This is a genomic window from Klebsiella sp. w6 (genome assembly GCF_033100215.1).
Classification (GTDB): Bacteria; Pseudomonadota; Gammaproteobacteria; order Enterobacterales; family Enterobacteriaceae; genus Klebsiella; species Klebsiella variicola.
Window position 1 is genome coordinate 1,025,116 of record NZ_CP136907.1, and the last position, 23,908, is coordinate 1,049,023.

Annotated in this window: 22 protein-coding genes; 6 read left to right on the forward strand and 16 right to left on the reverse strand. The window is 59.7% G+C overall.

Annotated features, from left to right (window positions below):
• Positions 1-247: 247 nt before the first annotated feature.
• From R0140_RS05055 to R0140_RS05075, 5 genes are all read right to left on the reverse strand, one after another.
• Positions 248-1,027, reverse strand: a complete 780-nt coding sequence (locus R0140_RS05055) for a heme ABC transporter ATP-binding protein (RefSeq protein ID WP_032740913.1) — start codon at positions 1,025-1,027, stop codon at positions 248-250.
• Positions 1,020-2,015, reverse strand: a complete 996-nt coding sequence (locus R0140_RS05060) for a FecCD family ABC transporter permease (protein WP_032740911.1) — start codon at positions 2,013-2,015, stop codon at positions 1,020-1,022. Before R0140_RS05060 ends, R0140_RS05055 begins: the two co-directional genes overlap by 8 nt.
• Positions 2,015-2,833 (reverse strand): heme/hemin ABC transporter substrate-binding protein, encoded by an 819-nt coding sequence (locus tag R0140_RS05065; protein WP_032733708.1) that lies wholly within the window; start codon positions 2,831-2,833, stop codon positions 2,015-2,017. Before R0140_RS05065 ends, R0140_RS05060 begins: the two co-directional genes overlap by 1 nt.
• Positions 2,830-3,861: a hemin-degrading factor gene (locus tag R0140_RS05070; RefSeq protein ID WP_032740910.1), complete on the reverse strand. Its 1,032-nt coding sequence runs from the start codon at positions 3,859-3,861 to the stop codon at positions 2,830-2,832. Before R0140_RS05070 ends, R0140_RS05065 begins: the two co-directional genes overlap by 4 nt.
• A gap of 71 nt (positions 3,862-3,932) precedes the next feature.
• Positions 3,933-6,296, reverse strand: a complete 2,364-nt coding sequence (locus R0140_RS05075) for a TonB-dependent receptor domain-containing protein (protein ID WP_048964699.1) — start codon at positions 6,294-6,296, stop codon at positions 3,933-3,935.
• A 215-nt stretch (positions 6,297-6,511) separates the two neighbouring features.
• Here R0140_RS05075 and R0140_RS05080 point away from each other — a divergent pair, with 215 nt between their 5' ends.
• Entirely contained in the window at positions 6,512-6,805 is a 294-nt protein-coding gene (locus tag R0140_RS05080) for an Rdx family protein (RefSeq protein ID WP_049153520.1), read from the forward strand.
• 39 nt (positions 6,806-6,844) lie between these two features.
• Here the strand turns inward: R0140_RS05080 and R0140_RS05085 are convergent, their stop codons facing one another.
• Both R0140_RS05085 and R0140_RS05090 read right to left on the reverse strand, forming a co-directional pair.
• A complete protein-coding gene (locus R0140_RS05085) occupies positions 6,845-8,554 on the reverse strand; it encodes a thiamine pyrophosphate-requiring protein (protein ID WP_032740899.1) in 1,710 nt (569 codons plus the stop codon).
• 35 nt (positions 8,555-8,589) lie between these two features.
• Positions 8,590-9,531, reverse strand: a complete 942-nt coding sequence (locus R0140_RS05090; RefSeq protein ID WP_008806201.1) for an AEC family transporter — start codon at positions 9,529-9,531, stop codon at positions 8,590-8,592.
• A gap of 186 nt (positions 9,532-9,717) precedes the next feature.
• On the opposite strand from R0140_RS05090, the gene R0140_RS05095 reads away from it, so the two are divergent.
• Positions 9,718-10,605: a LysR family transcriptional regulator gene (locus R0140_RS05095; protein ID WP_012967349.1), complete on the forward strand. Its 888-nt coding sequence runs from the start codon at positions 9,718-9,720 to the stop codon at positions 10,603-10,605.
• Positions 10,606-10,672: 67 nt separating this feature from the next.
• Positions 10,673-11,014, forward strand: coding sequence for a nitrous oxide-stimulated promoter family protein (locus R0140_RS05100; RefSeq protein WP_008806199.1), 342 nt, complete (start codon positions 10,673-10,675; stop codon positions 11,012-11,014).
• Positions 11,015-11,073: 59 nt separating this feature from the next.
• Here R0140_RS05100 and R0140_RS05105 read toward each other — a convergent pair whose 3' ends face one another.
• From R0140_RS05105 to R0140_RS05145, 9 genes are all read right to left on the reverse strand, one after another.
• Positions 11,074-11,928, reverse strand: coding sequence for a metal ABC transporter permease (locus R0140_RS05105; protein WP_012540752.1), 855 nt, complete (start codon positions 11,926-11,928; stop codon positions 11,074-11,076).
• A complete protein-coding gene (gene sitC / locus R0140_RS05110; protein WP_008806197.1) occupies positions 11,922-12,770 on the reverse strand; it encodes an iron/manganese ABC transporter permease subunit SitC in 849 nt (282 codons plus the stop codon). The genes R0140_RS05105 and sitC overlap by 7 nt, the downstream gene beginning before the upstream one ends.
• On the reverse strand, positions 12,767-13,588 hold the full coding sequence (locus R0140_RS05115; RefSeq protein ID WP_004181057.1) for a manganese/iron ABC transporter ATP-binding protein: 822 nt from the start codon (positions 13,586-13,588) through the stop codon (positions 12,767-12,769). Before R0140_RS05115 ends, sitC begins: the two co-directional genes overlap by 4 nt.
• Positions 13,585-14,502 (reverse strand): metal ABC transporter substrate-binding protein, encoded by a 918-nt coding sequence (locus R0140_RS05120; RefSeq protein ID WP_046622649.1) that lies wholly within the window; start codon positions 14,500-14,502, stop codon positions 13,585-13,587. The genes R0140_RS05115 and R0140_RS05120 overlap by 4 nt, the downstream gene beginning before the upstream one ends.
• Positions 14,503-14,683: 181 nt before the next feature.
• Positions 14,684-15,646 carry a LacI family DNA-binding transcriptional regulator gene (locus R0140_RS05125; protein WP_008806194.1) on the reverse strand — a complete coding sequence of 321 codons (963 nt, stop codon included), beginning with the start codon at positions 15,644-15,646 and terminating at the stop codon, positions 14,684-14,686.
• Positions 15,647-15,702: 56 nt separating this feature from the next.
• Entirely contained in the window at positions 15,703-16,617 is a 915-nt protein-coding gene (locus tag R0140_RS05130) for an ROK family protein (RefSeq protein WP_012540756.1), read from the reverse strand.
• Between the two features lie 50 nt (positions 16,618-16,667).
• Entirely contained in the window at positions 16,668-16,982 is a 315-nt protein-coding gene (locus R0140_RS05135) for a PTS lactose/cellobiose transporter subunit IIA (RefSeq protein WP_002914983.1), read from the reverse strand.
• Positions 16,983-17,005: 23 nt separating this feature from the next.
• Positions 17,006-18,328, reverse strand: coding sequence for a PTS cellobiose transporter subunit IIC (locus tag R0140_RS05140; protein ID WP_012967351.1), 1,323 nt, complete (start codon positions 18,326-18,328; stop codon positions 17,006-17,008).
• A 9-nt stretch (positions 18,329-18,337) separates the two neighbouring features.
• A complete protein-coding gene (locus tag R0140_RS05145) occupies positions 18,338-18,652 on the reverse strand; it encodes a PTS sugar transporter subunit IIB (protein ID WP_002914979.1) in 315 nt (104 codons plus the stop codon).
• Between the two features lie 177 nt (positions 18,653-18,829).
• Here R0140_RS05145 and R0140_RS05150 point away from each other — a divergent pair, with 177 nt between their 5' ends.
• The 3 genes from R0140_RS05150 to R0140_RS05160 all read left to right on the forward strand — a co-directional run bounded on the left by R0140_RS05150 (position 18,830) and on the right by R0140_RS05160 (position 23,906).
• A complete protein-coding gene (locus R0140_RS05150; protein WP_004151052.1) occupies positions 18,830-20,101 on the forward strand; it encodes a PTS sugar transporter subunit IIC in 1,272 nt (423 codons plus the stop codon).
• A gap of 262 nt (positions 20,102-20,363) precedes the next feature.
• Entirely contained in the window at positions 20,364-21,701 is a 1,338-nt protein-coding gene (locus tag R0140_RS05155; protein WP_008806192.1) for a maltoporin, read from the forward strand.
• Between the two features lie 12 nt (positions 21,702-21,713).
• Positions 21,714-23,906 carry a CBM35 domain-containing protein gene (locus tag R0140_RS05160; RefSeq protein ID WP_048964702.1) on the forward strand — a complete coding sequence of 731 codons (2,193 nt, stop codon included), beginning with the start codon at positions 21,714-21,716 and terminating at the stop codon, positions 23,904-23,906.
• The last annotated feature ends 2 nt before the right edge of the window (positions 23,907-23,908 follow it).

Consider the following 23,908-nt stretch of genomic DNA (forward strand, 5'->3'; position numbering starts at 1 on the left):
AAAACAGTGTATCGAGTTGATTAAGCGCAGTAAATAATCAATGTGTCGTTTTTGGATCAATACGGGAAATATCTTCTCTGTAATGATGGTTTATATTTAAAAATAGCTGTCGTAAATATTTCATTGGGTTATTACGCCATTGGTATAGATTTTAAATATAAATGACCCTCAATAATATAATGCAGGCAATTATTGCCAGAAAGCGTAAGCGCGGCGCGATCCGGATTCCAGTTGCGCCGCGCGGGGATTATGGCGCCAGATAAACCTGGGGGGCCGCGTTGTCCGGGTGCTGGACGAGGCGGACATCCGCCCCGTACCAGCGATGGATAACCGGCTGCTGGATCACCTCCTGCGGCGTGCCCTGGGCGACCAGATGGCCCTGGTGAAGCATCAGAATGCGGTCGGCCCACAGGGCGGCGAGGTTAAGGTCATGCAGCACCACGCAGACATGCAGTTGCCCGCCGGCGGTGAGCCGTTTGAGCAAACGCAGCAGGTGCTGCTGATAGTAAAGGTCCAGCGCCGAGGTGGGCTCATCGAGAAACAGCCAGCCCTGCGGCGCGCCGTCGCGCCATAGCTGCGCCAGACAGCGGGCCAGCTGCACCCGCTGCTGCTCGCCGCCGGAGAGGCCGGGATAGCGGCGACCGGCAAGGCCATCGCAGCCGGTGACGGCCATCACCGCCGCCAGCACCGCCGGATCCGCCGTCGCGCCCCACGGTGAGCGTCCCATGGCAATGACCGTTTCCACCGTCCAGTCGGCCTGCAGGGCCGTTCGCTGCAGCATGACCGCCCGCCGGCGCGACAGCGCCTCGGGGGACCAGGCCTCCAGCGGCTTGCCTGCAAGATGGCGGGTGCCGCTGTCCGGAGTCAGATAGCCGGTCAACAGGCGCAGCAGAGTGGATTTCCCGGCGCCGTTCGGCCCGATAAGCGCCGTCATCTCGCCGCCGCGCAGCGCGACGGAGACGTTGTCGATAATCTGTCGTTTACCAAGGTGAAGTGACAGCCCCTGGGCGCAGTATTCATTAACCATGTCTGGAGTTCTCCCGACGAAAGACCAGCCACAGAAACCAGGGGGCGCCCAGCAGGCTGGTGAGCAGACCGACCGGTATCTCCGCCGGCGCCGCCACGGTGCGAGCCAGGGTGTCGGCCAGCAGAAGCAGGATCGCGCCGGCCAACAGCGAGCCGGGGATCAGTCCGCGATGGTCCGGCCCCAGCCACAGGCGCATCAGGTGCGGCACCACCAGGCCGATAAAGCCGATGACTCCGCTGATGGCCACCGCGGCGGCCACCAGCACTGCGCTGCACAGCAGCAGCCAGCGCTGTAGTGCCTGCACGTTGACCCCGAGATAGTGTGCCTCTTCATCGCCAAGCTGCAGCAGATTGAGGCGGGACGCCATCCACCACACCGCCAGCGCCGCCGGGATAATCAAGGTCGCGGCCACCAGCAGCGTCGGCCATTCGGCCTGGCCCAGGCTGCCCATTCCCCACAGCGACAGCTGGCGCAGCTGGGCGTCGTTGCTCAGCCAGGACAGGACCCCGACCAGCGCGCCGCACAGCGCGTTGATGGCGATCCCCACCAGCAGCAGGCGCGACAGCGAACCCTCCTCCGCCCGGCTGAGGATGAAAATCACCACCATCACCGCCAGGCTGCCAATAAACGCCGCCAGCATCGGCATGTACAGGGCGATCAGCCCCGTAGCGGAGAACGGAAGCACCAGCCAGCTGGCCACCGCCAGCGCGGCGCCGCTGCTGATGCCCAGCAGGCCCGGGTCGGCAAGCGGATTGCGAAACAGCCCCTGCATCACGCAACCGGAGAGGGCCAGCGCCGCGCCCACCAGCAGGGCCAGCAGTACCCGCGGCAGACGGATACTCAGCCAGATGTGGCGCAGCATCTCATCCCCGGAAGGCAGCAAGTTGACCAGCGGCAAACGCATAGCGCCGAGGGTGGTGGCAAACAGCGTCAGGGAGACCAGCAGCAGCGTCATCAACAGCAAACGACGGGCGAGGGCAGGGCGCATCAGGGCAACTGCTCCGCTTTGTTTCGCAGCGCGATTATCGCCTGCGGTGTGCGCGGCCCGAAGCCGAGCAGGGCCATATCGTCGATCGTCAGCAGCTGTTTATGACGCCCCGCCGGGGTCTGTGCCAGACCGGGCAGTTTCCACAGCCCGGCTTCGCCGCCCATCCCTTTGAGACCATCGGCGGAGATCACCACCAGATCCGCCTGGCTGGCGGCGACCCCTTCCTGCGACATGGCGCGATAGTGGTTGAAGCCCTGCATCGCGTTCTGCAGCCCGGCGGCGCGAATGGCGCCATCGGCCGCGGTGTGCTGTCCGGCCACCAGGGTATTCATTCCGCCGTGGCTGAGAATAAACAGCACCCGCTTAGCAACCGGCTGCGTGGGAATGGCGGCGATCTGTTGCTGAAGCTGCTGGCGCAGCGCGTCGCCTGCCGCCGTTTTGCCTAACGCTTCGGCAATGACAGCCACTTTGTTATCGATCGCGGACAGACTTTCGCCGCCCGGCACGTTAACCACCTTCACCCCGCTCGCCTGTACTTTGTGTAAGACCAGCGAGGGCTGCGCCTGGGCGCTCGCTAATACCAGCTGCGGGCGTAACGCGAGGATCCCCTCGGCGTTCAGCTGTCGCAGGTAGCCGACGTCCGGCAGCTTTTGCGCCGCCGGGGGCCAGCTGCTGGTGCTATCCCGCGCCACCAGACTCTGTTCCGCGTCAAGGGCATAGACGATCTCAGTGACATCTCCGCCGAGGGTGACGAGTCGCTCAACGGCAGCGTGGCTCAGCAGCGGGAAAGCGATGAAGAGCAGTAACCAGCGCATCATGCGGGCAGCCCTTCACGGGTCAGACGATCTACCTGCTGGCGCCATTGCGCCTGCTCGGGGTGCCCCTCGCTGCGCTGACCATAGAGCTGGGCAATCTGGGTGCCGTCTTTGGCGAACAGTTCGACGCTGGTGACGTGTCCATCTGAGGTCGGCTTGCGGGTCACCCACACTTCATCGAGGCTCTCTTCGCGCAGATGCAGGGTAAAAGTGGTATTGAAGATATTTAGCCAGCCGCGCATGGGGGCCAGCTTTTCCAGGGCGCCGGTGAAGATCTGTACGCAGCCGCGATTGCCGACGAAGATCATGATTTCATTGCCCTCCTGGCGCACCGTCTCCAGCAGCGACGGCAGCGCATGGCGATCCACGCGGCAGGCGAGGTCGTCGCTCACCAGACGGAAGGCCTGCTGGCGGGAAAGCTGATATTTACGCAGCAGACCGAAGAACTGGTGAACGTCGGTCATCGCGCGCCAGTCGTTCTCCAGCGCGGCGCCGTCGGCGGTGTCGGCATATTTCACCGGCTCCAGCGGGCGCAGGGCCAGCGGTGCCGGCGCCGCCACCTGATGTTCCGCGATCAGGGTGTCCCAGGCCGCCATGTCGGTCTGCGTGGTCGCATAGACTTTCAGCAGGGCGTCGCCGTGGTGGTCGAAAAACTGGATGCTCTGACGGCCATTATCGTTCAGATGGAAGGCGCTGGCCCACTGGCTGAGGAACAGACGCAGGTCGAGCGCGCGCGGATTCAGCACCAGCCCGGCGTGGCCGCTGAGGTGCTGGTGCGTGAACTGGCCCACCTGCTCATGCACGGCATACTCGTTGCGGCAGATGCATTTGGTTTCGCCGACGCGCTCCAGGGCGGCAATCAGCGTCCGGGCGTCATCGCTCAGGCGCACGGCATCATGGCCGAGGCGGGCGGCGGTCAGCTCGGCTTCGCTGATCCCCATTTCCGCGGCGATATCGCGGGCATATTTCGCGGTACTGGCCGCTTTGGTGGCCTGGTAGCGCTGCCACAGGTCAGGGTGTGCATTTGGCATAATCATATCCTTCTCGACGATGAATATCCCCGGCCGGCGGGCCGGGGGCAGGTGCGTTATTATTCGGGCAATCAGAAGTCGACGTTGACGCCCAGCTGCCAGGTGCGGCCCGGCATCACCGCCAGCGCTTTATCGTTGGCGTCCTGGTTGGTGCCGGTCTCGATATTGCGGCTGCTCAGGTAATCCCAGTATTTACGATCGGTGAGGTTGTAGACCCCGCCATTGAGGCGCACGTTTTTCGCCACCTGCCAGTACGCGGTCCAGTCCAGCATGCCGTAGCCCGGCACGCGCATATAGTCGCTGCTGGCATCGGTGATGGCGGACCCGCTGTTGCTGTAGCTTTCGCGGTTGGTGGCGGTCGCCTGTTTCCCTTTGACAAAGGTCGCCGTCAGGGCGGTGCCGTAGCGTTTCGCCGGATCGTCCCACGCCACGCCGACGATGGCTTTCATCGGCGCCACGCTGTCGAGGTCGACGTATTTATCGCCGCTGTAGCTGGATTTCGATTTCCCTTCGCTATAGCCGAGGGCGAGGGTGCTGCTCAGGCCGTTCACCTGCTCAAACCAGGTGCCAAAGTTAAATTTGGTGCTGATCTCTCCGCCGTAGATATAGGCTTTATCGCGGTTTTCCGCCTGATAAATGGTGTAGATGTTCGACGGCACATTCGTGAACTGGCCCGGATTATTGGCGCGGGTATAGCGCGTATAGGCGATAAAGTTCTTATAGCTGTTGTAGAACAGCGCCGTGCGCACGGTGATGCCTTCGGTGACTTCCCCTTTCAGCCCCCACTCGAGATTATCGCTGGTTTCCGTCTTCAGATCGGTATTGCCGATCAGGGCATATTGCTGGCTACCGGCGTAGCTGGAGCCGAGGTTCCAGGAGCCATACAGCTGGCTGGCGTTGGGGAACTGCGCGCCGCGCTGGTACTGCAGGTAGGTCATCAGGCGCGGGGTGAGGTCGTACTGGAAGGTCAACGACGGCAGAACCTGGGTATCGCTGTTTTTGCCGTACAGATTCGCCACCGACGATTCGGTCAGTACGCTGCTGTTGGCGGCAAGGTCGGACAGATTTTCCGGCTTAGTCGATTGATGCACCACGCGCACGCCGGGAATAATGGCGAAGTTGTGGCTATCAAGGTCGAAGTTGATCTTATCCTGGACAAAGCCGCCGAGAGTGTAGCTGCGGCTGTCTGCCTCCGGCTGCATGATCTCGCTGTAAACGCTGGGGATCGGCGACTGGCTGAACGGTCGCTGGGTTTTGCTGGTGCTGGCGTTGAAGCCGGCGCTCAGATCGTGGCGGCCCAGGGTTTTCGCCAGCGCGGTCTGCAGGCCCCAGGTATCGGTATCGTAGTTAGAGTTCACCGTCTGCATTCTGCGGGTGACGCTGTCCGGCATATAAGTCCAGTCATGGGCTTCGGTATGCTGGTAGTAGATTTTCGTGGAGACGCTGTCGAGGTAGTCGTTCATCGGCGTCCAGTCATCCTTCAGGCTCAGGCCCCAGCGCCGGGTCTGGCTGGTCTGGTTGGCGGTGCCGATGGTGCTGTTGCCGCTGGAGTCCCAGGTATCGTAGTGGGTGTGGTTGGTTTTATGGTAATAGTCGAAGGTGCTGGTCAGCTTGTGCTCATCGTTAGGCTGCCAGATCCCGGAGGCCAGAAACGCATCGGAGTGCCAGTTCGCCGGGTAGGCGTCGACGGTGCCGCTGTTGTTTTCGGTTTCCTGGCCGTCACGGCGGCTATAGACCAAAATTCCGCGCAGGAACTCATCGCCGCCGGCGACGGTCACCCCGTTGTGCCAGCTGCGATCCGCAGAGTCGTAACCGCTGCGGTAGCCGAAGGCGCTGGTCTTGCCCGGGCGCAGGTAATCATCTGCCGATTTCGGGCGGAAGGAGACATTTCCCCCGATAGCGCTGTTGGCCGTTTCCGTCGAGGTGGCGCCGGACTGAATATCCACACTGCCATACATATACGGGTCGATATAATCGCGGCCGATGCCGAAGGTGTTGAGCCCGGCGCGACCGACGTAGCCGCGGCCGGTAGCGTTGGGTTGGGCAATACCGTCCACGTCGATGCCGACGCGGTTGCTCTCCATGCCGCGGATGTTGTAGCCGGTGTAGCCTCCGCGGTCGAAGCCGCTTTTGCCGTTGCCGGAGCCGCCGCTGGCCCCGGTGGCGCTGATGAGCGGCTCATAGCGCATAATAGAGCCAAAATCGTTAGCGCCTTTATCCTCCAGCTCCCGGGCGCTGATGCTGTGCTCACTACCGGCTTTCTGCACCGGTGCGGGGGCGGTGACGGTCATTTGTTCCGAGGTGTCATCCACCGCCTCGCCGCTAACGGCGGAAGTGTCTGCTGCGATGGCAGAAGTCTGATAAATTGCTGCAAGCAAAGAGGTCACCAGCAGGCGTTTTTTACACCATGCTGCTGACGGAGTCGATTTGTACATAGTCGCCACGCCTTGATCGTTATTAGTATCGGCTCACGCGTTACTTCCAGAGTTGCAGGTTGCTCCGTCTTTTCCGTTGCGGATGGGGTCTTACTCCATTTGTTGATTGCGAATGGTAATGATAGGTATTATCGTTTGCAACAAAATAATCATGTGTTCTTCATTTAAACTGCACTTTGTTTACAATTTGCCCTTTCAGACTTAGCGAGACGACGATGAACTCAAAAGCGGCCATCACCATCACCTACTGTTCCCAGTGCAACTGGATGCTGCGCGCCAGCTGGATGGCGCAGGAGCTGTTACATACCTTCAGCACCGACATCGCCTCGGTGACGCTGGTGCCGGGGACCGGCGGGATCTTCACGATCGATGTCGGCAGTCAGCAGATCTGGGAGCGCAAGCAGGATGGCGGTTTTCCGGATGCGGCCGAGCTGAAACGCCGGGTGCGCGATGTCTGTTTCCCGGAGAAGCCGCTGGGCCATGTGGATAAAGGTGAGCAGAAGGGGTGACAACCCCCTCCGGGCGACAAGCGCCCGGAGGAGAAGCCGTTAGCGGGCTAACTGCACGTCAACCAGCACGCTTTGTCGGCGGGTGCGTATGAGGGTGACCGCTTCTTCCAGCACGCCGGGGAGATCCTCGGCCCGGGAAACCGACAGGGACGCCGCGCGGCTGGAGGCGGCGATCGCGGCGAAATCCGGCGAGGTGGTAAAGGCGGTGGCCGGAATGGTCTCCGCGCGGGCTGCGTAGCCGTCCGGGTAGAGCGCTTTGGTGCCGCCCGCGACGGCGCCCCATCCGCCGTTATTTCCGACCACGACGAGCACAGGGAGCTTCATTACCTCCGCAATATGGTGGCAGACCGCAGGGTTGGCGAACAGGTACGACCCGTCGCCGACGGCGGCAATAATCAGCTCTTCCTGGCGCGCAAGCTGCAGCCCCAGTGCGATAGGCAGGGCTTCGCCCAGGCCGCCGGCCAGCGCTTCCTGGTAATAGCTCTCGGCATGGATCAGCCCGGCAAATTGCGGCAGCGTGGTCAGCTCAGAAACGATCCGGCCGCGGTGTTGATTCGCCAGATGGCCGAGGCAGTAGCTGAGCCAGGGTTTGGTAATGACCCCGGTCTGGCTGGCATGGAGAAGCGCGTCGCGCTGGTTTTTCTGTTGCTGGATGCGGTTCTGCGTATATGCCGCCCGCTCCGCCACATGTTGCTGGCGGGCGGCCTGCAGCGGGCGCAGCGCCTCTTCCAGCAGGCTGAAGACTTCATCGGTCTCGCCCGCCAGGTTGATGTCCGCGCGATAGCCACGTACCGGGTAGCGGGAGAAGAGCGGATCGGGGCCCATCTGGATCACGGTGCAGTCCTGGCGACAGTCGCCCTCGGCGATCATCCATGGCGCCTGCGAGTCGACCACCAGAATCACATCGGCGTCGGCGAGCCAGGCGCTGGGATCAGCCCCGGCGAGCAGTGGGTTATCGGCGCTCAGGGTCACCTCGGTACCCCAGTATTCCACCAATGGGATCGCCCATTCGCGCACCAGGCTATTAAGTCGCGCAAAGCCACCCGCCGTTCGGGCGCCGCGCTGGGCGAAGATGACGGGATGCCTGGCGCAGGCGATTGCCTCGGCGGCCCGGGCGATATCTTCCCGGACTGGCGCATAGCGGACCGGCTGCTGCGAAGGACCGGCCTGCAGTGCGGCCTCATCAATAGCAAAGGTCTCGCACAATGGCTCGCGCGGTAAGCTCAGGTAGACCGGCCCTTTCGGCAGGGAGCTGGCAATCGCCCAGGCCCGGTCAACATGCTCGCCGATCTGATCGGCCAGCCGCAGTTCAAAATCCCACTTCACGGATTCACGGATCAGCGCCGCCTGGTCGCGCATCTCCTGGCCGTAGCCAATCGGCGTATTGCGGCAGCCGAAGTGGGAATGTTCGCTAATCGGCGTGCGACCACCAAAAATCAGCACCGGGATATTGCTGTTCGCCAGATTGATGACACCGCAGGCGGCGTTGGCTAACCCGACGTTGGTATGAACCATTACCGCCTGCACCTTGCCAGTGCCGAGGTAGTAGCCGTGCGCCATGCCGATGGCGGCGTTTTCATGCGGGCAGATCACCAGCTCGGGTACCTTTTGCCCGGTCGCCCGGGCCTTTGCCCAGGCTTCAATAACTGGCGGATAATCGGTGCCCGAGTTAATAAAAATATATGCCACGTCCAGCGCCTGTAGCCGATGCAGTAACAGTTCAGCAGCCGATAATGTGATAGAGGCCATATTCTCTCCGTATTCACGCGGTGTAATCGCGATAATTAAAAGGTTAAGAAAATAAATCCGCCCATCGTAATGATGGAGGCAATAATACTCAGCGCCATCGTCGAGGCCATTTCCTGCTCGCCGGTTTTATACTGCATGGCAATAATTATCGCGATGGAGCCTACCGGGATAGCCATCGTCAATACGACTTCCTTTATTTGCTCCATGCTGAAGCCCATTTTTAATAACAGGAGATAGCAGGCGCCGGGCACCAAAATATTGCGGGCGATAACGGTGATAATGGTAGCGGTGGTGATAACAATGCTGCGTGTATAGAGCACGATCCCGGCGGCAAACAGCGCCAGCCCGCCAGAGGCTTTACCCAGCAGACCCAGCGACATCGAGATAGTCTGCGGAATATGGATATCCGCCAGCACGATGATCAGGGCGATCACCGGTGACCAGACCACAGGTTGTTTAATGGCGTTTATCACCCGTGTGCCAAAGGAGATATGCTGGCTTTTATCGCCAGTGGCGACCGACATCAGAATCATCACCAGCGGCAGCTGGAAGACATTTTGCGTGATGCTGGACACCGTGATCAGCGACGCGCTGACGGTGCCAAATAAAAAGGCCAGCACTGAGGTGCCGATGAAAGGAACCGCCGGCGAGCCGATGGCCAGCGCCTGCAGCGTACTGAGGGCGAGGTCGCGTCGGAACAGATAGCGGGCGACCAGTAAGGGAATGACGAAGCTCAGAATCAGCGCGAGGATAATGGCCACCGCAACCGGGCCCATGGTCATGACGATGTGTCGCGGCGTCATCACCATATTGCTGAAAATACTTAGTGGTAATGCATAGAGCATCACAATTTTATTGATGTCTCCTGCCTGCTGCCAGTTAAAGTCTTTTCGTTTACCGCTAATATAGCCGATGATGACGGTAATGATGACCGGTAATATAGCGCCTGAAATTAATAGAATATTGTTCTGTGTCATGGTGATATATTCTCGTTATAAATTATCTTCGGGTCCGCAATTCGTTTTTGCCGTGCGTGATGAGGTTAATAAATCCGTTTTTCCTGATGCGCGGTAGCTATTTTTGAGCGTATTGATAGCGACATTTATTCGCTAAAACAGGCCGCAAGGGAAATGCAAAAACCGTTTATTCAATGAGTAAATATCATGCCAATGAAATTTAAGCAGATTCAGGCTTTTATTACTGTCGCTCACGAAGGCAATATGACCCTGGCTGCAGAGAAGATGGGGATCACTCAGTCGGGACTGAGCCGGCTGTTATTGAGCCTGGAAGCGGACCTGAGCGCGACCTTATTCGAAAGACACAAACACGGTATGGCGTTGAGCGAATATGGCAGCGCCTTTTTACCCTATGCGCTGACGATGCTGAATACCGAACAAAAGGCCCGCGAGGAGATTGCGCTCATCCGCGGCGCCGGGAAAGGTATCCTGCGGATTGGCTGTGTTTCCAGCCTGCTGACCAGCCATTTCATCGATAAGCTGGCGGCTTTCCATCAGCGTCATCCCAAGATCCATCTGCGGATCGTTGACCGCATTGACTCCGAGCTCTTTAAACTCCTGCGGATGCACGACATCGATATCGCCCTCTGCGGCCCCTTACCGCATGATGAGAAAATCGTGGTGCGCGGTAAAATTAACTGGCAGGACCGGATCTGCATCGTCGCCAGGCAGTACCACCCGCTACATCAGGCGGCGAACTTATCCCTCGAGGCGATGCTGGACTATCCGTGGATCATGCCGCCGCCGTTAAGTACCCCGATGAACATCCTTGAGGATATCTTTCGTGCCCATCAGCTACCCTGTCCGCAGCCGGTGATTGAGTGCGCGTCCTCCTCGGCCATTAAGGCCTTTCTGTGCGAGAGCGATCTGTTAACGTCGATGCCGGCCCCGGTTTACCGGCACGAGGAAGCGCTGGGCCTGCTGCGTCCGTTCGAACTCGAGGGCAGCGTTTTTATCCGCGATTTCTATGCCTACAGCCATTTCGGGGTTCTGTCCGGGGCAGCCCTGCAGTTGATCCAGCATCTCAAGCAGTGAGGCTGGTCGGGCACGAACAATAAGATGTATAATATATGCATCTTAATAACAGGCGAAAGGCGGGGAGATGGGGAAGCGTATCGAACGGGAAAAGATGACGATTCAGCGGATGATTGCCCTCTACCAGCGGCGCTGTCCCGGGGCGCTGGCCGATAATGCGCACTATCAGGCGCTGAACGCCTACGCCGACAAGCGCCTTGATAAGTGCGTGTTTGGCGAGAATAAACCAGCCTGCAAGCAGTGTCCGGTGCATTGCTACCAGCCGGCGAAGCGCGAAGAGATGAAGCAGATTATGCGCTGGGCCGGGCCGCGAATGCTCTGGCGCCACCCGATCCTCACTATTCGCCATCTGCTGGACGACAGGCGCCCGGTGCCGGCGCTACCGGAAAAATACCGACCGAAAAAATAGCGGCCTTTCCCTGGTCAGCGCGGCGCGTAGCCGGGCGACAAGTCGGCCCCGGTAAGGCATTAGCCGCCACCGGGGATGGTTGCTGAAGCCCTCTGTTTCTGACTATCCCGAATTGTGCTTGCCACAAAGGCGACCACAAACAGCGCGGAAAACAGCACCACGATAGTCGGCGCCGGCGCGCTGTCGAGATAAAACGCCAGCCACACCCCTCCCGCCGAGCAGCCGATGGCCACCGCTACCGCCAGCAGCAGGGCGTGGATAAAGCGCCGCACCAGCAGGAGCGCGATCGCCCCGGGAGCAATCAGCAGCGAAATCGACAGAATAATCCCCACCGACTGCAGCGTCGCGACGATGGTCAGGGCGATCATGCACAGCAGGCCGTAGTGCAATAGCCCGCCGCGCAGGCCGCTGGCTTTGGCCTGCGTCGGGTCAAAGGCGTGCAGCAAAAAATCCCGCCATTTGAGACCGATAATCAGCGCAATCACCAGCGCGATAGCCGCCGTTTGTCCAATATCGCGAAGGGATATCCCCAGCATGTCGCCGAACAGGATATGGTCGAGATGAACATCGGACTGGATCGCTACATACAGCACCAGCCCGGCGCCAAACATGCCGGAGAAGACAATCCCCATGATGGTATCGCGCTTGAGTCGGCTGTTATCGTCGAGAAAACCGGTCGTCACGGCGCACAGCAGCCCGGCGATAAACGCGCCGATGGCGAAGGGGATGCCGATAATGTAGGCCAGCACCACGCCCGGAAAGACCGCGTGGCTCATGGCGTCGCCCATCAGCGCCCAGCCTTTGAGCACCAGAAAAACCGACAGTAGCGCGCAGGGCACGGCCACGATGATCGATACCGCTATCGCATTGACCATAAAAGGAAACTGGAACGGGGCCAGGAACAGGTTCAGCATGCGGCCTCCCTGGCACGGCGGCGGCTGGCCAGCAGGCCGTGCTTCGGCGCGAAGATAAAGGTGATGAGGAACAACAGCGTTTGCGCGACCACGATAATGCCGCCGGTGGCGCCGTCGAGATAGTAGCTGAGCCAGGCGCCGAAGAAACTGGTCAGACTGCCGATAGCCACGGCGATGGCCAGCAGGCGCGGAAAGCGGTCGGTTAACAGCCACGCGGTGGCCCCGGGAGTCACCACCAGGCAGATGACCAGAAAGGCGCCGACGGTCTGCAGCGCCGCCACGGTGCAGGCGGCCAGCAGGGTAAAGAACAGCAGCTTCAGGCCGCGGGTGTTCAGGCCAATCGAGCGGGCATGGTTTTCATCAAAGAAGGTCACCATCAGATCTTTCCACTTCAGCAGCAGGATCGCCATCGAGATAAAGCCGATCGCCGCCAGCTGGATAATATCCTCCGGGGCGATGGCCAGAATATTGCCGAGGATAATGGTCTGGATATTCACCGACGTCGGATTCAGCGACACCATAAACAGCCCGATCCCGAAGAAGGAGGAGAAGATCAGGCCAATAATGGCATCCTCTTTCAGCCGCGAGCGCTGCTGCAAAAACAGCATGCTGCCCGCCGCCAGGCCGCCGGAGAGAAACGCGCCGAGCGCGAAAGGCAGGCCGAGCATATAGGCCCCGGCGACGCCGGGCACAATCGAGTGGGAGAGGGCGTCGCCAATCAGCGACCAGCCCTTCAGCATCAGGTAGCAGGAGAGAAACGCACAGACGCCGCCTACCAGCGCCGACACCCACATCGCATTGATCATATAGTGATAGCCAAACGGCTCCAGCAGCCAGCTCATCGTGGGCCTCCTGCCGCGCGCCGGCTGATAAACGGCCGCTCGTCATCGGTGATAACCTGCGCTTCCCCGCCGGTGAGCGCGACGTGGCGCAGCACGCCGCTGAAAGCCCGCTCCAGATTCTCGGCGGTGAAGGTGGTTTCTGTCGGGCCGCTGGCCAGCACGGTGCCTTTCACCATCACCGTGTAATCACAAAATTCGCTCACTGACCCGAGGTTGTGGGTGGAGACCAGCATGGTACAGCCCTCATCGCGGAGCTCGCGCAGCAGGCTGATGATCCGCGCTTCGGTCTGCACATCGACGCCGGTAAAAGGCTCATCCAGCAGGATCACCTGACCCTGCTGAGCGATAGCGCGGGCAAGGAAAACGCGCTTTTTCTGCCCGCCGGAGAGCTCGCCAATCTGCCGATGGCGGAACTCGCTCATGCCCACGCGGGCCAGCGCGGCATCGACAATCTCGCGATCGCGCGGCTTTGCCCGCCGCAGCCAGCCCATATGGCCGTAGCGGCCCATCATCACCACATCCTCCACCAGCACCGGGAAGGACCAGTCCACCTCTTCCGACTGCGGGACATAGGCGACCAGGTTCTGGCGCAGCGCGCGGTTGACCGGCTGGCCGAGTATGGCGATCTCGCCGTGGCCGACGCGCACAAAGCCCATCAGCGCTTTAAACAGTGTGGATTTACCCGAGCCGTTAACGCCCACCAGTGCGGCAATGGAGCCGCGCGGTACGCTGAACGAGGCGTCGCGCAGGGCAGTGTGGCCGTTGCGCCAGGTGACGGTGAGCTGGTCGACATACAGTCCCGCTTGCGCTGCATTCATGGCTGCTTCCTCATCCCGTCCTGGATACCGTTGACGATGGTTTCGGTGGTGACGCGCAGCAGGTCGAGCCAGGTCGGCACCGGGCCGTCGGCGGCGCTCAGCGAATCGACATACAGCACGCCGCCGTAGTGGGCCCCGGCTTCGCGCGCCACCTGACGCGCCGGTTTATCGGAGATGGTGCTTTCGCTGAAGATGGTCGGGATGCGTTCTTTCTTCATGATGTCGATAACCTTGCGCACCTGTTGCGGGGTGCCCTGCTGGTCGGCATTGATCGGCCACAGATACAGTTCGCGCAGACCATAGTCGTGGGCCAGATAGGAGAAGGCCCCCTCGCTGGTGACCAGCCAGCGCTTATCCGCCGGCAGCTGCGCCAGTCTGGCCTGCAGCGGCGCCATCGTCTGGCGGATCTTCTCCTTATAGGCCTCGGCGTTACGGCGATAGGTGTCGGCCTGAGGCGGATCGTACTTCACCAGCGCATCGCGAATGTTATCGACATAGATCAAGGCGTTATCTGCCGACATCCAGGCATGGGGATTGGGCTTCCCGCTATAGGGGCCCGCGCTGATGCCCATCGGCTGGATCCCCTCGCTGACTACCACCTCCGGAACGCCCTGTAAGTGCTGATAAAAACGGGCAAACCACCGCTCGAGATTAAGCCCATTGCTGAGGATCAGCTGCGCCCCCTGCGCGCGTTTGATATCGCCGGGCGTGGGCTGGTAATCATGGATCTCCGCGCCCGGTTTAGTGATGGAGCTGACGACGGCGGCGTCGCCGGCCACGTTCTGCGCCATATCGGCGATAACCGTGAAGGTAGTGATAACCCTGAATTTCTCCTGCGCGGTGGCCGGCGTCGCGGCCAGCAGAGCCAGCGCGCTGGCCAGCAGCAATGATTTCAGCGGTGTCAGGTGTAGCATAGGATCCCTCGCAATGGTGTGGTTAATTTCCCAGCGTTTATAGCCATTGCTATGTTATATAGCACAAGCTATTTACAAATGAAAATAATTCTTATTTGCATGCGTGGGTAATAATGAGCCGGGAAACGAAAGCGACAAGAAAGGGGGAGATAAGGCTGGCCCGGCGCGAACCGGGCGAAGATCAAGAGATATCGGCGACCGACTGGCGCGGGATCAGGCGGCCAGCCAGCGAGCGGCCCTCGGCGGTGAAGGTTGGCCGGTCGTCAATCAGGCTGCGAATACGCTGAATACAGTTATCCAGCAGCGCCTCCAGTGGCCAGGAGATGCAGGTCAGCGGCGGGTAGAGCAGCGAGGCGAGCGGGGAATCCTCAAGGCTCAACAGGGAGACCTCCTGCGGGACGGCGATGGTGAATTCGCGTAACAGACGCATCGCCTCAGCCGCGTAGCGGTCGCGTTTAACGATAATCACTGAGTATTTACTGAAGCTGTTAATTAAGGTCAGCAGCGCCTGCTCGACATCATCGTTGGCCGTCAGCACCAGCTGGCGGTTAAAAGGAATGGAGTAGTTTTGCAGGACGTTGCGGTAGCCTTCCAGCATCTGACGGCTGGCATCGTCGCTATCGCTGTCCATCAGCAGGGCGATGTTGCGGTGTCCCTTGCCAATCACATAGCGGCAGGCGCTTTCGGTGGCGAAGGCGAAGTCGTAGCCCTGGCTGTTGCTCCCGGCGACGCCGAAGCGGTCAAAGGCGATAACGTTGCGCGGCGCGTCGGCGGCAACGGCGCCCAGCACCACCACCGCCACGCACTGGCGCTGCAGATCGTCGATCACCGCCGCCTGCTCTACCGGATCGCTGACATACTGGACCAGCAGGCTTTTATTCAGCCCTTTCAGCGCCTGAGAGAGCAGCGGCAGCAGACGCGCGCCGTGGCTTTCGTCCTGCGCGGAAATCACCAGACCAACGTGGCTGGATGTCTGACTGGCGAGGTTTTGCGCGGCAAAGCTAGGGCGATAGTTGAGTTCTTCAACGGCCCGCAGCACAGCTTCCCGGCTCTCTTCGCGCACGCCCCGGGTGCCGGTCAGCACGCGGGAAACCGTCGCTCTTGAGACATTCGCTAATCTTGAAACATCATCAATCGTTGGCATGGCTTTTTCTGTCTGAACATTTTCGCCTAGCTTAACATACCTGCTGAAAAAAGTGTCTACCGCTGCCCGTCCGCGGCGCCGGGCAGACGGGGCAGCCAGGCCGCGCCGCGCACGCCGCTGGCGTCGCCGAAGCGGGCCGGTTTGATCTGCGTGCGGCAGGTGTCGGAGAAGATCCACGGCACGATGGCGGCAGGCAGATCGCGATAGATCTGGCTGACGTTGGACAGACCGCCGCCCAGCACAATCACCTGCGGGTCGAGAATATTGATCACCGACGCCAGGCTACGGGCAAAGGCATCGATAAAGTGTCGCCAGTGGGCCAGCGCGCGCGGATCGCCGTTTTGCGCCGCGGCGACAATGGCTTCCGCACGGGCTTGTTCCCCATAGCGGCGGGCGAAGCCGGTGCCGGAGAGAAAGCTTTCGATGCAGTTCGTTTTGCCGCAGTAGCAGGGCTGCGGCGGACCATCGCGCTCAGGAGTATAGCCCGGCAGCGGATTATGCCCCCACTCCCCGGCGATAGCGTTGGGGCCGCTGAGCAGTTGTTGATGAACGGCGATCCCCCCGCCGCAGCCGGTACCGATAATCACCCCGAAGACGGTGGAGGCCCCGGCGCCGGCGCCATCTACCGCCTCCGAAAGGGTGAAGCAGTCGGCATCGTTTGCCATCCACACCGGCTGGCCAAGCTGCTGCATGATATCCCGGCGCAGATCGTGACCGTTGAGCACCAGGCAGTTGCAGTTTTTAATGCGTCCGCTTTGCGGATCGATAGCCCCGGGCAGGCCGATCCCCAGGGTGAACGGCTGCGGGCTGACCGCGCGAATATCGGCAATCAGGGTCAGCAGCTGACGCATAAAGGCGTCATAGCTCTCTTTGTGGGTCGGCCGGCGCAGGCGCTGGACGCATTCGCCCGCCGGGTCCAGCAGTACGGCTTCCATTTTGGTGCCGCCAATATCTATTCCAAGATGTAACATAGTGACCTCGGGGAATCAGACCCGGCCAGCGCGCCTGGCCGGGGAACGCGCTAGGCGTGAAGTGGTTGCGCGCGGTAAATCGCAATCAGTTCGGCAATCAGCTCTTTCGCCAGAATGGAGGTCATCAGGTGATCCTGAGCATGGACCATTACCAGCGTCATTTTGGTTTTTCCCTCGCCTTCGTCAGCTTCGATAAGCTGGGTCTGTACAAGGTGAGCTTCGCGGGAATAGTGCGCCGCTTCCTGCATTTTGGCGTCGGCGGTGGCGAAATCACCCGCTTTAGCGGCGTGCAGCGCTTCGTAGCACAGACTACGTGACTGGCCGGCGTTGATGATGATCCCCATCACCTGTTCTTCTAATTCCATGATTATCCTCTGAATCGTTAGCGTTAAGCGGTTTGCGCCGCGTTGTCAGCCTGGCCGACGGCGTTTTCACGCTCCTGGGCCAGCAGCTGTTTTTCGTAAGCTTTGAGAAATGGCAGGTACATCACCATGGAGGTGGCCATACAAATGAGGCACAGGATCACCGGGCTAAAGCTCCAGTTCGCCGCCCACGAGGCGCCGATGGGCGCCGGCGTTGTCCACGGCGTCATCGATACTACGCGGCTGACGAGATCCAGCTTCAGCGCAAAGTACGCCAGGGTCGCGTTGACCATCGGCACCAGCACGAACGGCAGGAAAAACAGTGGGTTCATGATGATCGGCGCGCCGAAGAGGATCGGTTCGTTAATATTGAATACCCCCGGCACGACCCCCATCCGGCCAATCGTCCGCAGATGCACGGCCTTGCTGCGCAGCAGCATCAGCGCCAGCGGTAGGGTGGAGCCGACGCCGCCGATCAGCAGATAGTGATCCCAGAAGCCCTGGACATAGATGTGCGGGATAGCGGTACCTGCCGCCATGGCCGCCTGATTGACCGACAGGTTGGCCATCCAGAACGGGTTCATGATCCCGGTGACGATCAGCGCGCCGTGGATCCCGGCGAACCACAGTACCTGACAGACCAGCACTGACAACAGAATGGCCGGCAGCGTATCGGAAGCCGCGACCAGGGGTTTGACCAGCGACATGATCGCTTCCGGAATGATCATCCCCAGTTGAGCCTCGATAAACAGGTTCAGCGGATGCAGCGTCAGAATGATCGCCAGCACCGGGATCAGGATCTCGAACGAGCGCGCCACCCCGGCAGGCACTTCCGGCGGCAGGCGAATGGTGATGTTATGCCGCTTGAGGAAGGCGTACAGCTCGGTGGAATAGATGGCCACCAGAATGGCGGTGAAGATCCCCTGGCCGGAGAAGTAGGCCGTAGAGATCTGGCCATCTTTCAGCGGCGCGGCCACCAGCAGAAACGACATCAGCGACAGCATCCCGGCGGTCAGCGAGTCCAGGTGATGGTGCTTGGCGAGGCTGGCGGCGATCCCGACGGCAATGAACAGGGTCATCACCCCCATGCTGAAGTTGAACGGCAGCATCAGCGCATCGCGATGATCGAGCGAAAATTGCAGCCAGGCGCGGGCAAAGCCCCACGTCGTATCCGGAGAAAACGGCGGAAAGATAAATACCAGCAAAAACGAGCCGACGATCATAAAGGGCAGGGCGGTAATAAAACCGTCGCGGATCGAGGTGACGTATTTTTGCTGGCCGATCGCCCCCGCCATAGGCGTGATCTGCCGTTCGATCACATCGATCAATTTAGCGTACAGAGAGCTCATGTTCTTTCCTTAGTTCTTGTTTTCAATGAGGGAAAGGGCGAAATCGAGGACCGCGGCGCCTTTTTGCATGCCGTAGTCCATCATATTGATGGGTTCGACGCGAATACCGTATTTATCCGCCTGTTTTTGCAGATCCTGCTGCATGTATTTCACCTGCGGCCCTAGCAGTACCACCTGATAATGGCCAACCTGTTCGGCGAACTCCGCTACGCCATAGGCATTGATCTCTACCGGCAGGCCCCGCTGTTCGGCTTCGGCAATCATTTTTTTCATCAGCAGGCTGGTGGACATGCCTGCCGAACAACACAACATAATTTTTTTCATAAGTACCGCTCCTGATGAGGTTGGATGAGCGGACTATAGTCAAAATGGATGCATTACGGAAAGCGCTTTCCGTTTGTGGATTTATTAATTGTGACCATGATCACCTATGGCAGGCTTTCACTTTCCGGTGTTGTGGGCGATCATCCCGGCGAGACAACCATTCGCAAAGGTAGGAGTATGAACATTCAGTTAATGAATGTGGCCGTGGACATCATCGAGCAGCGGCTGGCGCCGCTGGCGAATGTTCTGACGCGCAACAACCACATTACGGCGATGCGCGATAGCTTTGCGCTGGCGATGCCCTTTGTGATTGTTGGCAGCCTGTTGGTGCCCATTTTGTTTCCGCCCGTTTCCATAGACGGCGCCTCGCGTTTCGGCCAGGTCTATTTGCTACTGCGGCCTATCCTGCTGCCGACCTTTCAGCTAACCATTGGCCTGGTGGCGCTGATTGTCGCCTTCGGCGCCAGCGCCAGTCTTGCCAAGCAGTACCGTCTGCCGGAACGGCTCTGCGGTTTAACCGGGTGTCTGGCTTTTCTGCTGTTTATCGGCTTTCGTGAGACTGCGGTGAGCAATGTTTATCTCGGCGGTATGGGGATATTTACCGCCCTGATATCCAGCACCTATTCCATTGAGATAATTCGCTTTTTTTACAAAAAAGGCTGGTGTATTCGCTTGCCTGATGAAGTGCCGCTGATGACCCGCAATGGCTTTCAACTGCTGATCCCGCTGCTGGTGGTGATGCTGTCGATAAGCGTGATGAATGCCATACTGCTGCAGACCACCGGACGCATCGTACCGGAGTTGATCAGCGAAGCGGTGCGGCCGCTGGTGCTGGCGTCCGACACGCTGATGGCGGTACTTATCTCTTTATTTATCTGTAACTTACTCTGGTTTATCGGTATCCATGGCGCGCTGATCATCACCGGGATCATGAACCCCTTCTGGATGACCTATCTGTTTGAAAATCAGCAGGCGCTGGCGGCGGGTTCGCCAACGCTGCCGCATATTTATCTGCAGGGGTTCTGGGATTTTTACCTGCTGATCGGCGGTATTGGCTCCACTTTGCCGCTGGTGCTGATGGCGATGCGCAGCCGCTCGCGGCAGCTGAAAAGCGTGGCAAAAATTGGCCTGCTGCCGTCGCTGTTTAATATCAACGAGCCAATACTGTTTGGTTTTCCGGTAATCATGAACCCGGTTTTTTTACTGCCGTTTCTCTTTGTTCCGCTGATAAATGCCTGTATCGCATGGTATTTAACTCAGCTGGGTATCCTCGACCGCGCGGTGGCGATGCTGCCATGGTCGATGCCTTCCCCGCTGGGGGCAGCATGGTCGGCGAACGGTAGCTGGAAAAATTTGTGCATGAGCCTGTTCGCGATGTTTAACGCCTGGATGCTCTATCGCCCCTTCTTCAAAGTGTACGAACGCCAGCTCGCGGAAACCGAACGCTGACCCCCTCGCCGTCGGCGGCTTATCCCCCGGCGGCACTCATTCACCTGCTCCTCCTTCCGCTCTGCTGCCGGCTCCCGGCGGCATTCTTGTTATTTTATGTGATCAGTCTCACGAATATATTCGTCGCGGAGCGAATTTTGTGAACCAGATAGGCAATTATGGAAAGCGCTTTCCATTAACGGATGTACATTTCCATTTTTGATCCGTAAATTTCCCCTCCGTTATCGGTTCGTGTTAACAAACATAACGTGGGAAAAAAATAATGATAAAGCTGAAACATTCAATACCTCTGGCTCTCCTCTCGCTGGCAGGGGCCAGCAGCCTGGCCTGCGCCGATCCGAAGTATGATTTTGCGCTGCATGGCTATATCCGCTCCGGGATCCTGGCGAACTCCGATGGCAACCGCGCGGACTCCGTCGGCCTGATGCCGGACGGTAAGTGGCGACTGGGCAACGAAGAAGACACCAAGATCGAACTGATCCCCACCGTGACGCTGACGGCGGACAGCGGCGTGGTGGCGAAAGTGCAGGCCAACCTCACTCATCAGTCGAAATGCACCTCCGACTGGAACTGTCAGGATGACGATGGCCATGACGTACAGTTTCGCGAAGGGTTCGCCGAGCTGAGCAATCTGGATTTTGCGCCGGAGATGACCTTCTGGGCCGGTAAGCGCTACAGCAGCTCCAACACCTCCAGCCATCAGTTCGACTGGGAGTACATTCAGTACAACGGCACCGGCGGCGGCTTCGACAACATGGATCTCGGCTTCGCCCGCTTCGACGCCGGGGTGTACGCCTTTTCACCCACCGATGAAACCAAAGCCTACCCGGTGGATAAGGGAGATCAGGGCTACCCGGATGACTATTCCCTCAACCTGTGGCTGAAAAAGATCGCGGGGACAGGCTTCGATCTGGAGCTGATCGGCCACCATATGAACCGTAACGAAAACCACCCGACTTCCGCCGAGAAGGGCTATGGCGTGACCGGTATTTATAACTTTGACGGTTTCTATGGTCTGACCGGAGGCTACTCCCGCCTTGCATTGCAGTACGGGAAAGGGCTGGCGGCGGGTGACTCACTGGGTAAAAACGGCTGGGGCTGGGCCAATCTGGAAAACACTCAGTCCTGGCGAGTGGTGCTGGATAGCGTGGCCTCGATGGGCGACCTGGAGATCTCGACCTTCGCTTTCTGGCAGAAAGATAAAAACTACCGCTGGTGGACGGAAGATGACCATGGCTGGGGACGCTCGATGTGGGTCGCCGGTATCCGCCCTTATCATCAGATCACCCGCAACTTTGCCATGCAGTACGAGCTGGGCTACGAATACCTGGATGACAAAAACTACAAAGGGGTAAACGGCAAAGGCAAAGGCGGCCTGACCAAAGTCACCGTTGCGCCAACCCTGACCTTTGACTCCGGTTTCTGGGCACGCCCGCAGCTGCGCTTCTTCGTCACCTACGCGAAGTGGGATAAAGGTGTCTCCGATGCGCTGGACGGCAACTACAACTGGGATACCAATACCATCACCGCCGGCGGGTATTCCCGCAGTGGCTCTACCGACACCGTTAACTTCGGCGTACAGGCCGAGGTTTGGTTCTAAGGAGAGACAACGATGAAGCCGATGAAAAACCTGCTGCTGATGGGGCTGCTGTCCGCGCTGGGGGCCGGCGGGGCGCTGGCCGCCGAGCGATCGCACTTTACGCACTTTATCACTCGCGACGGCGCCACCCTCAAGGACGGCGACAAGGTGTTTCGTTTCGCCGGGATCCACGCGCCGGAGCTGCACCGCATTGAAGACGACGCCCGCGGCCCCTGCAGAGCAGACCCGCGCGGCTGGGGACAATACTTTAAATGGCCAACGGCGCAGGAGCAGCAAAACTGGATCCAGGCGATGGTGCAAACCGGGGCGAAAGCCCAGCGCGTCTACGTGCTGTCGGTGCAGCAGGAATTTGATAAAGCCTGCGGGCGCGAGACCCATATTCTGGCGCCGGAAACGGCGGACGGCATGCCGCGGCTGAATGAGAAAGCCATGCGGGTGTATGACAACATGATTGCCGAAGCGGATAAACAGGGATTGCGACTGATCCTGCCGTTTATTGACCACTGGTGGTGGTGGGGCGGGCGCGAGCAGCTGGCGGCCTTCTACCACGAAAAAGCGGAAGACTTTTATCGGACCGATAGCAAGACCTTCAAAGCCTATCTGGATGTGATCCGCCAGGTTATCACCCGGACAAATACTGTCACCGGCCGCGCCTATTATGATGAAAAGGCGATCATGGCCTGGGAAACCGGTAACGAGCTGGAGGATACCAACGCCGATTTCCTGCATCAGACCGCGGCGTGGATTAAAAAATGGGCCCCTCATCAGCTGGTGGTGGATGGCACCTATAAGAAAATCAATTCCTTTGCGCTGACCGACCCCAATGTAGATATCGTCAGCAATCACTATTACACCAATGCCGATAATAACCATCCCGGGCAGGTGACGCAGGATCTGCGCGCCGTCGGCGGGCAAAAAGTCTATCTCGTCGGCGAGTTTGGCCTGCTGCCGGCGGATCAACTGAACGCCATTATGCAGTCGATCGTTCACAGCGACGTCAACGGGGCGCAAGCCGCCGGCGGGCTTATCTGGGGCTTCCGCGGCCATCGTCAAGACGGCGGCTTCTACTGGCATAAGGAGTCGACCGGGCACTACAGTTACCACCTGCCGGGGTTTGCCAAAGAAGGCGAAGCGAACCAGGAGCAGGCGGTGGTCGATCTGGTGCGCACGGCCGCGGCGCAGATGGCCGGGCAGCAGACGATGGCGCCGCTGCCGAAGCCGGACGCGCCTTTGCTGCGCGAGACCACCTCGCCCTTCGCGATCAACTGGATGGGAGCCGCGGTGGGACGCAGCTACGATGTCGAACGCGCCGCCTCGCCGACCGGGCCGTGGACGGTGGTGGGCCGGGATATCTCCGATGGCGTTAACGAATGGAATCCGGAAACCATGGTTCTGTTCCGCGACGATTATCGTCAGCTTCAGCTCGGGCATACGTATTACTACCGGGTGACGGCGAAAAACGAGAGCGGTCATTCGGCTCCTTCCAATGTGATTAGCGTGCAGCATAGCGAGGAGAATCAGCCGCCGGTTGTCACGCTGGAACCGGCCCTAACCACCACGCAGGACCAGGGCGTCGAGCTTACGGCCAGCTGGCAGGACGATGGCCTGCCGTCGCGAGAGGTTAAGGTGGGCTGGCAGCACGCCGGTGAGGGGCAGGTGCATTTTTGCCATGCCGATCGGGCTCAAACCCGGGCCTGGTTTACGGCGCCAGGTACCTATGCGCTGACGTTCACGGCGGACGATGGGCTGCTGAAAAGCAGCAAAACCGTGACCGTGACGGTGGGCGAAGCGACGGGGAAAGCGCCAGCAGATTTTTGTCGTTATCACGGCGAAGTTTATGGCGTGGCTGAGGGGCGGCTGACGGTGATGAAGAGTGATAAAGACGCGCTGACAGTTGGCGAGGACGGCTTCCTCGGCCCATTTGCCAACGAGGGGGATAAGGTCAGCTGGCAGGTGCAGGCGCCGTGGAGCGGTCAGTTCCTGCTCAATGTAACCTTCAACGGCAAATGGGGCGGTAAGCAGAACTCATTTGTCGTCAACGGGGGCGCTCCGCAGGCCGTGGCCTTCCCGCAGACGGATGAGCAGGGCCAGCAGTTGCGGATACCGGTGACGCTTAACGCGGGGACTAATCAGATTGACTTCGGCCGCTTCGCCGGCGACTGGGGCTATATGTTCATTAAATCGATCGAAGTGGTCGCAGAGTAGTA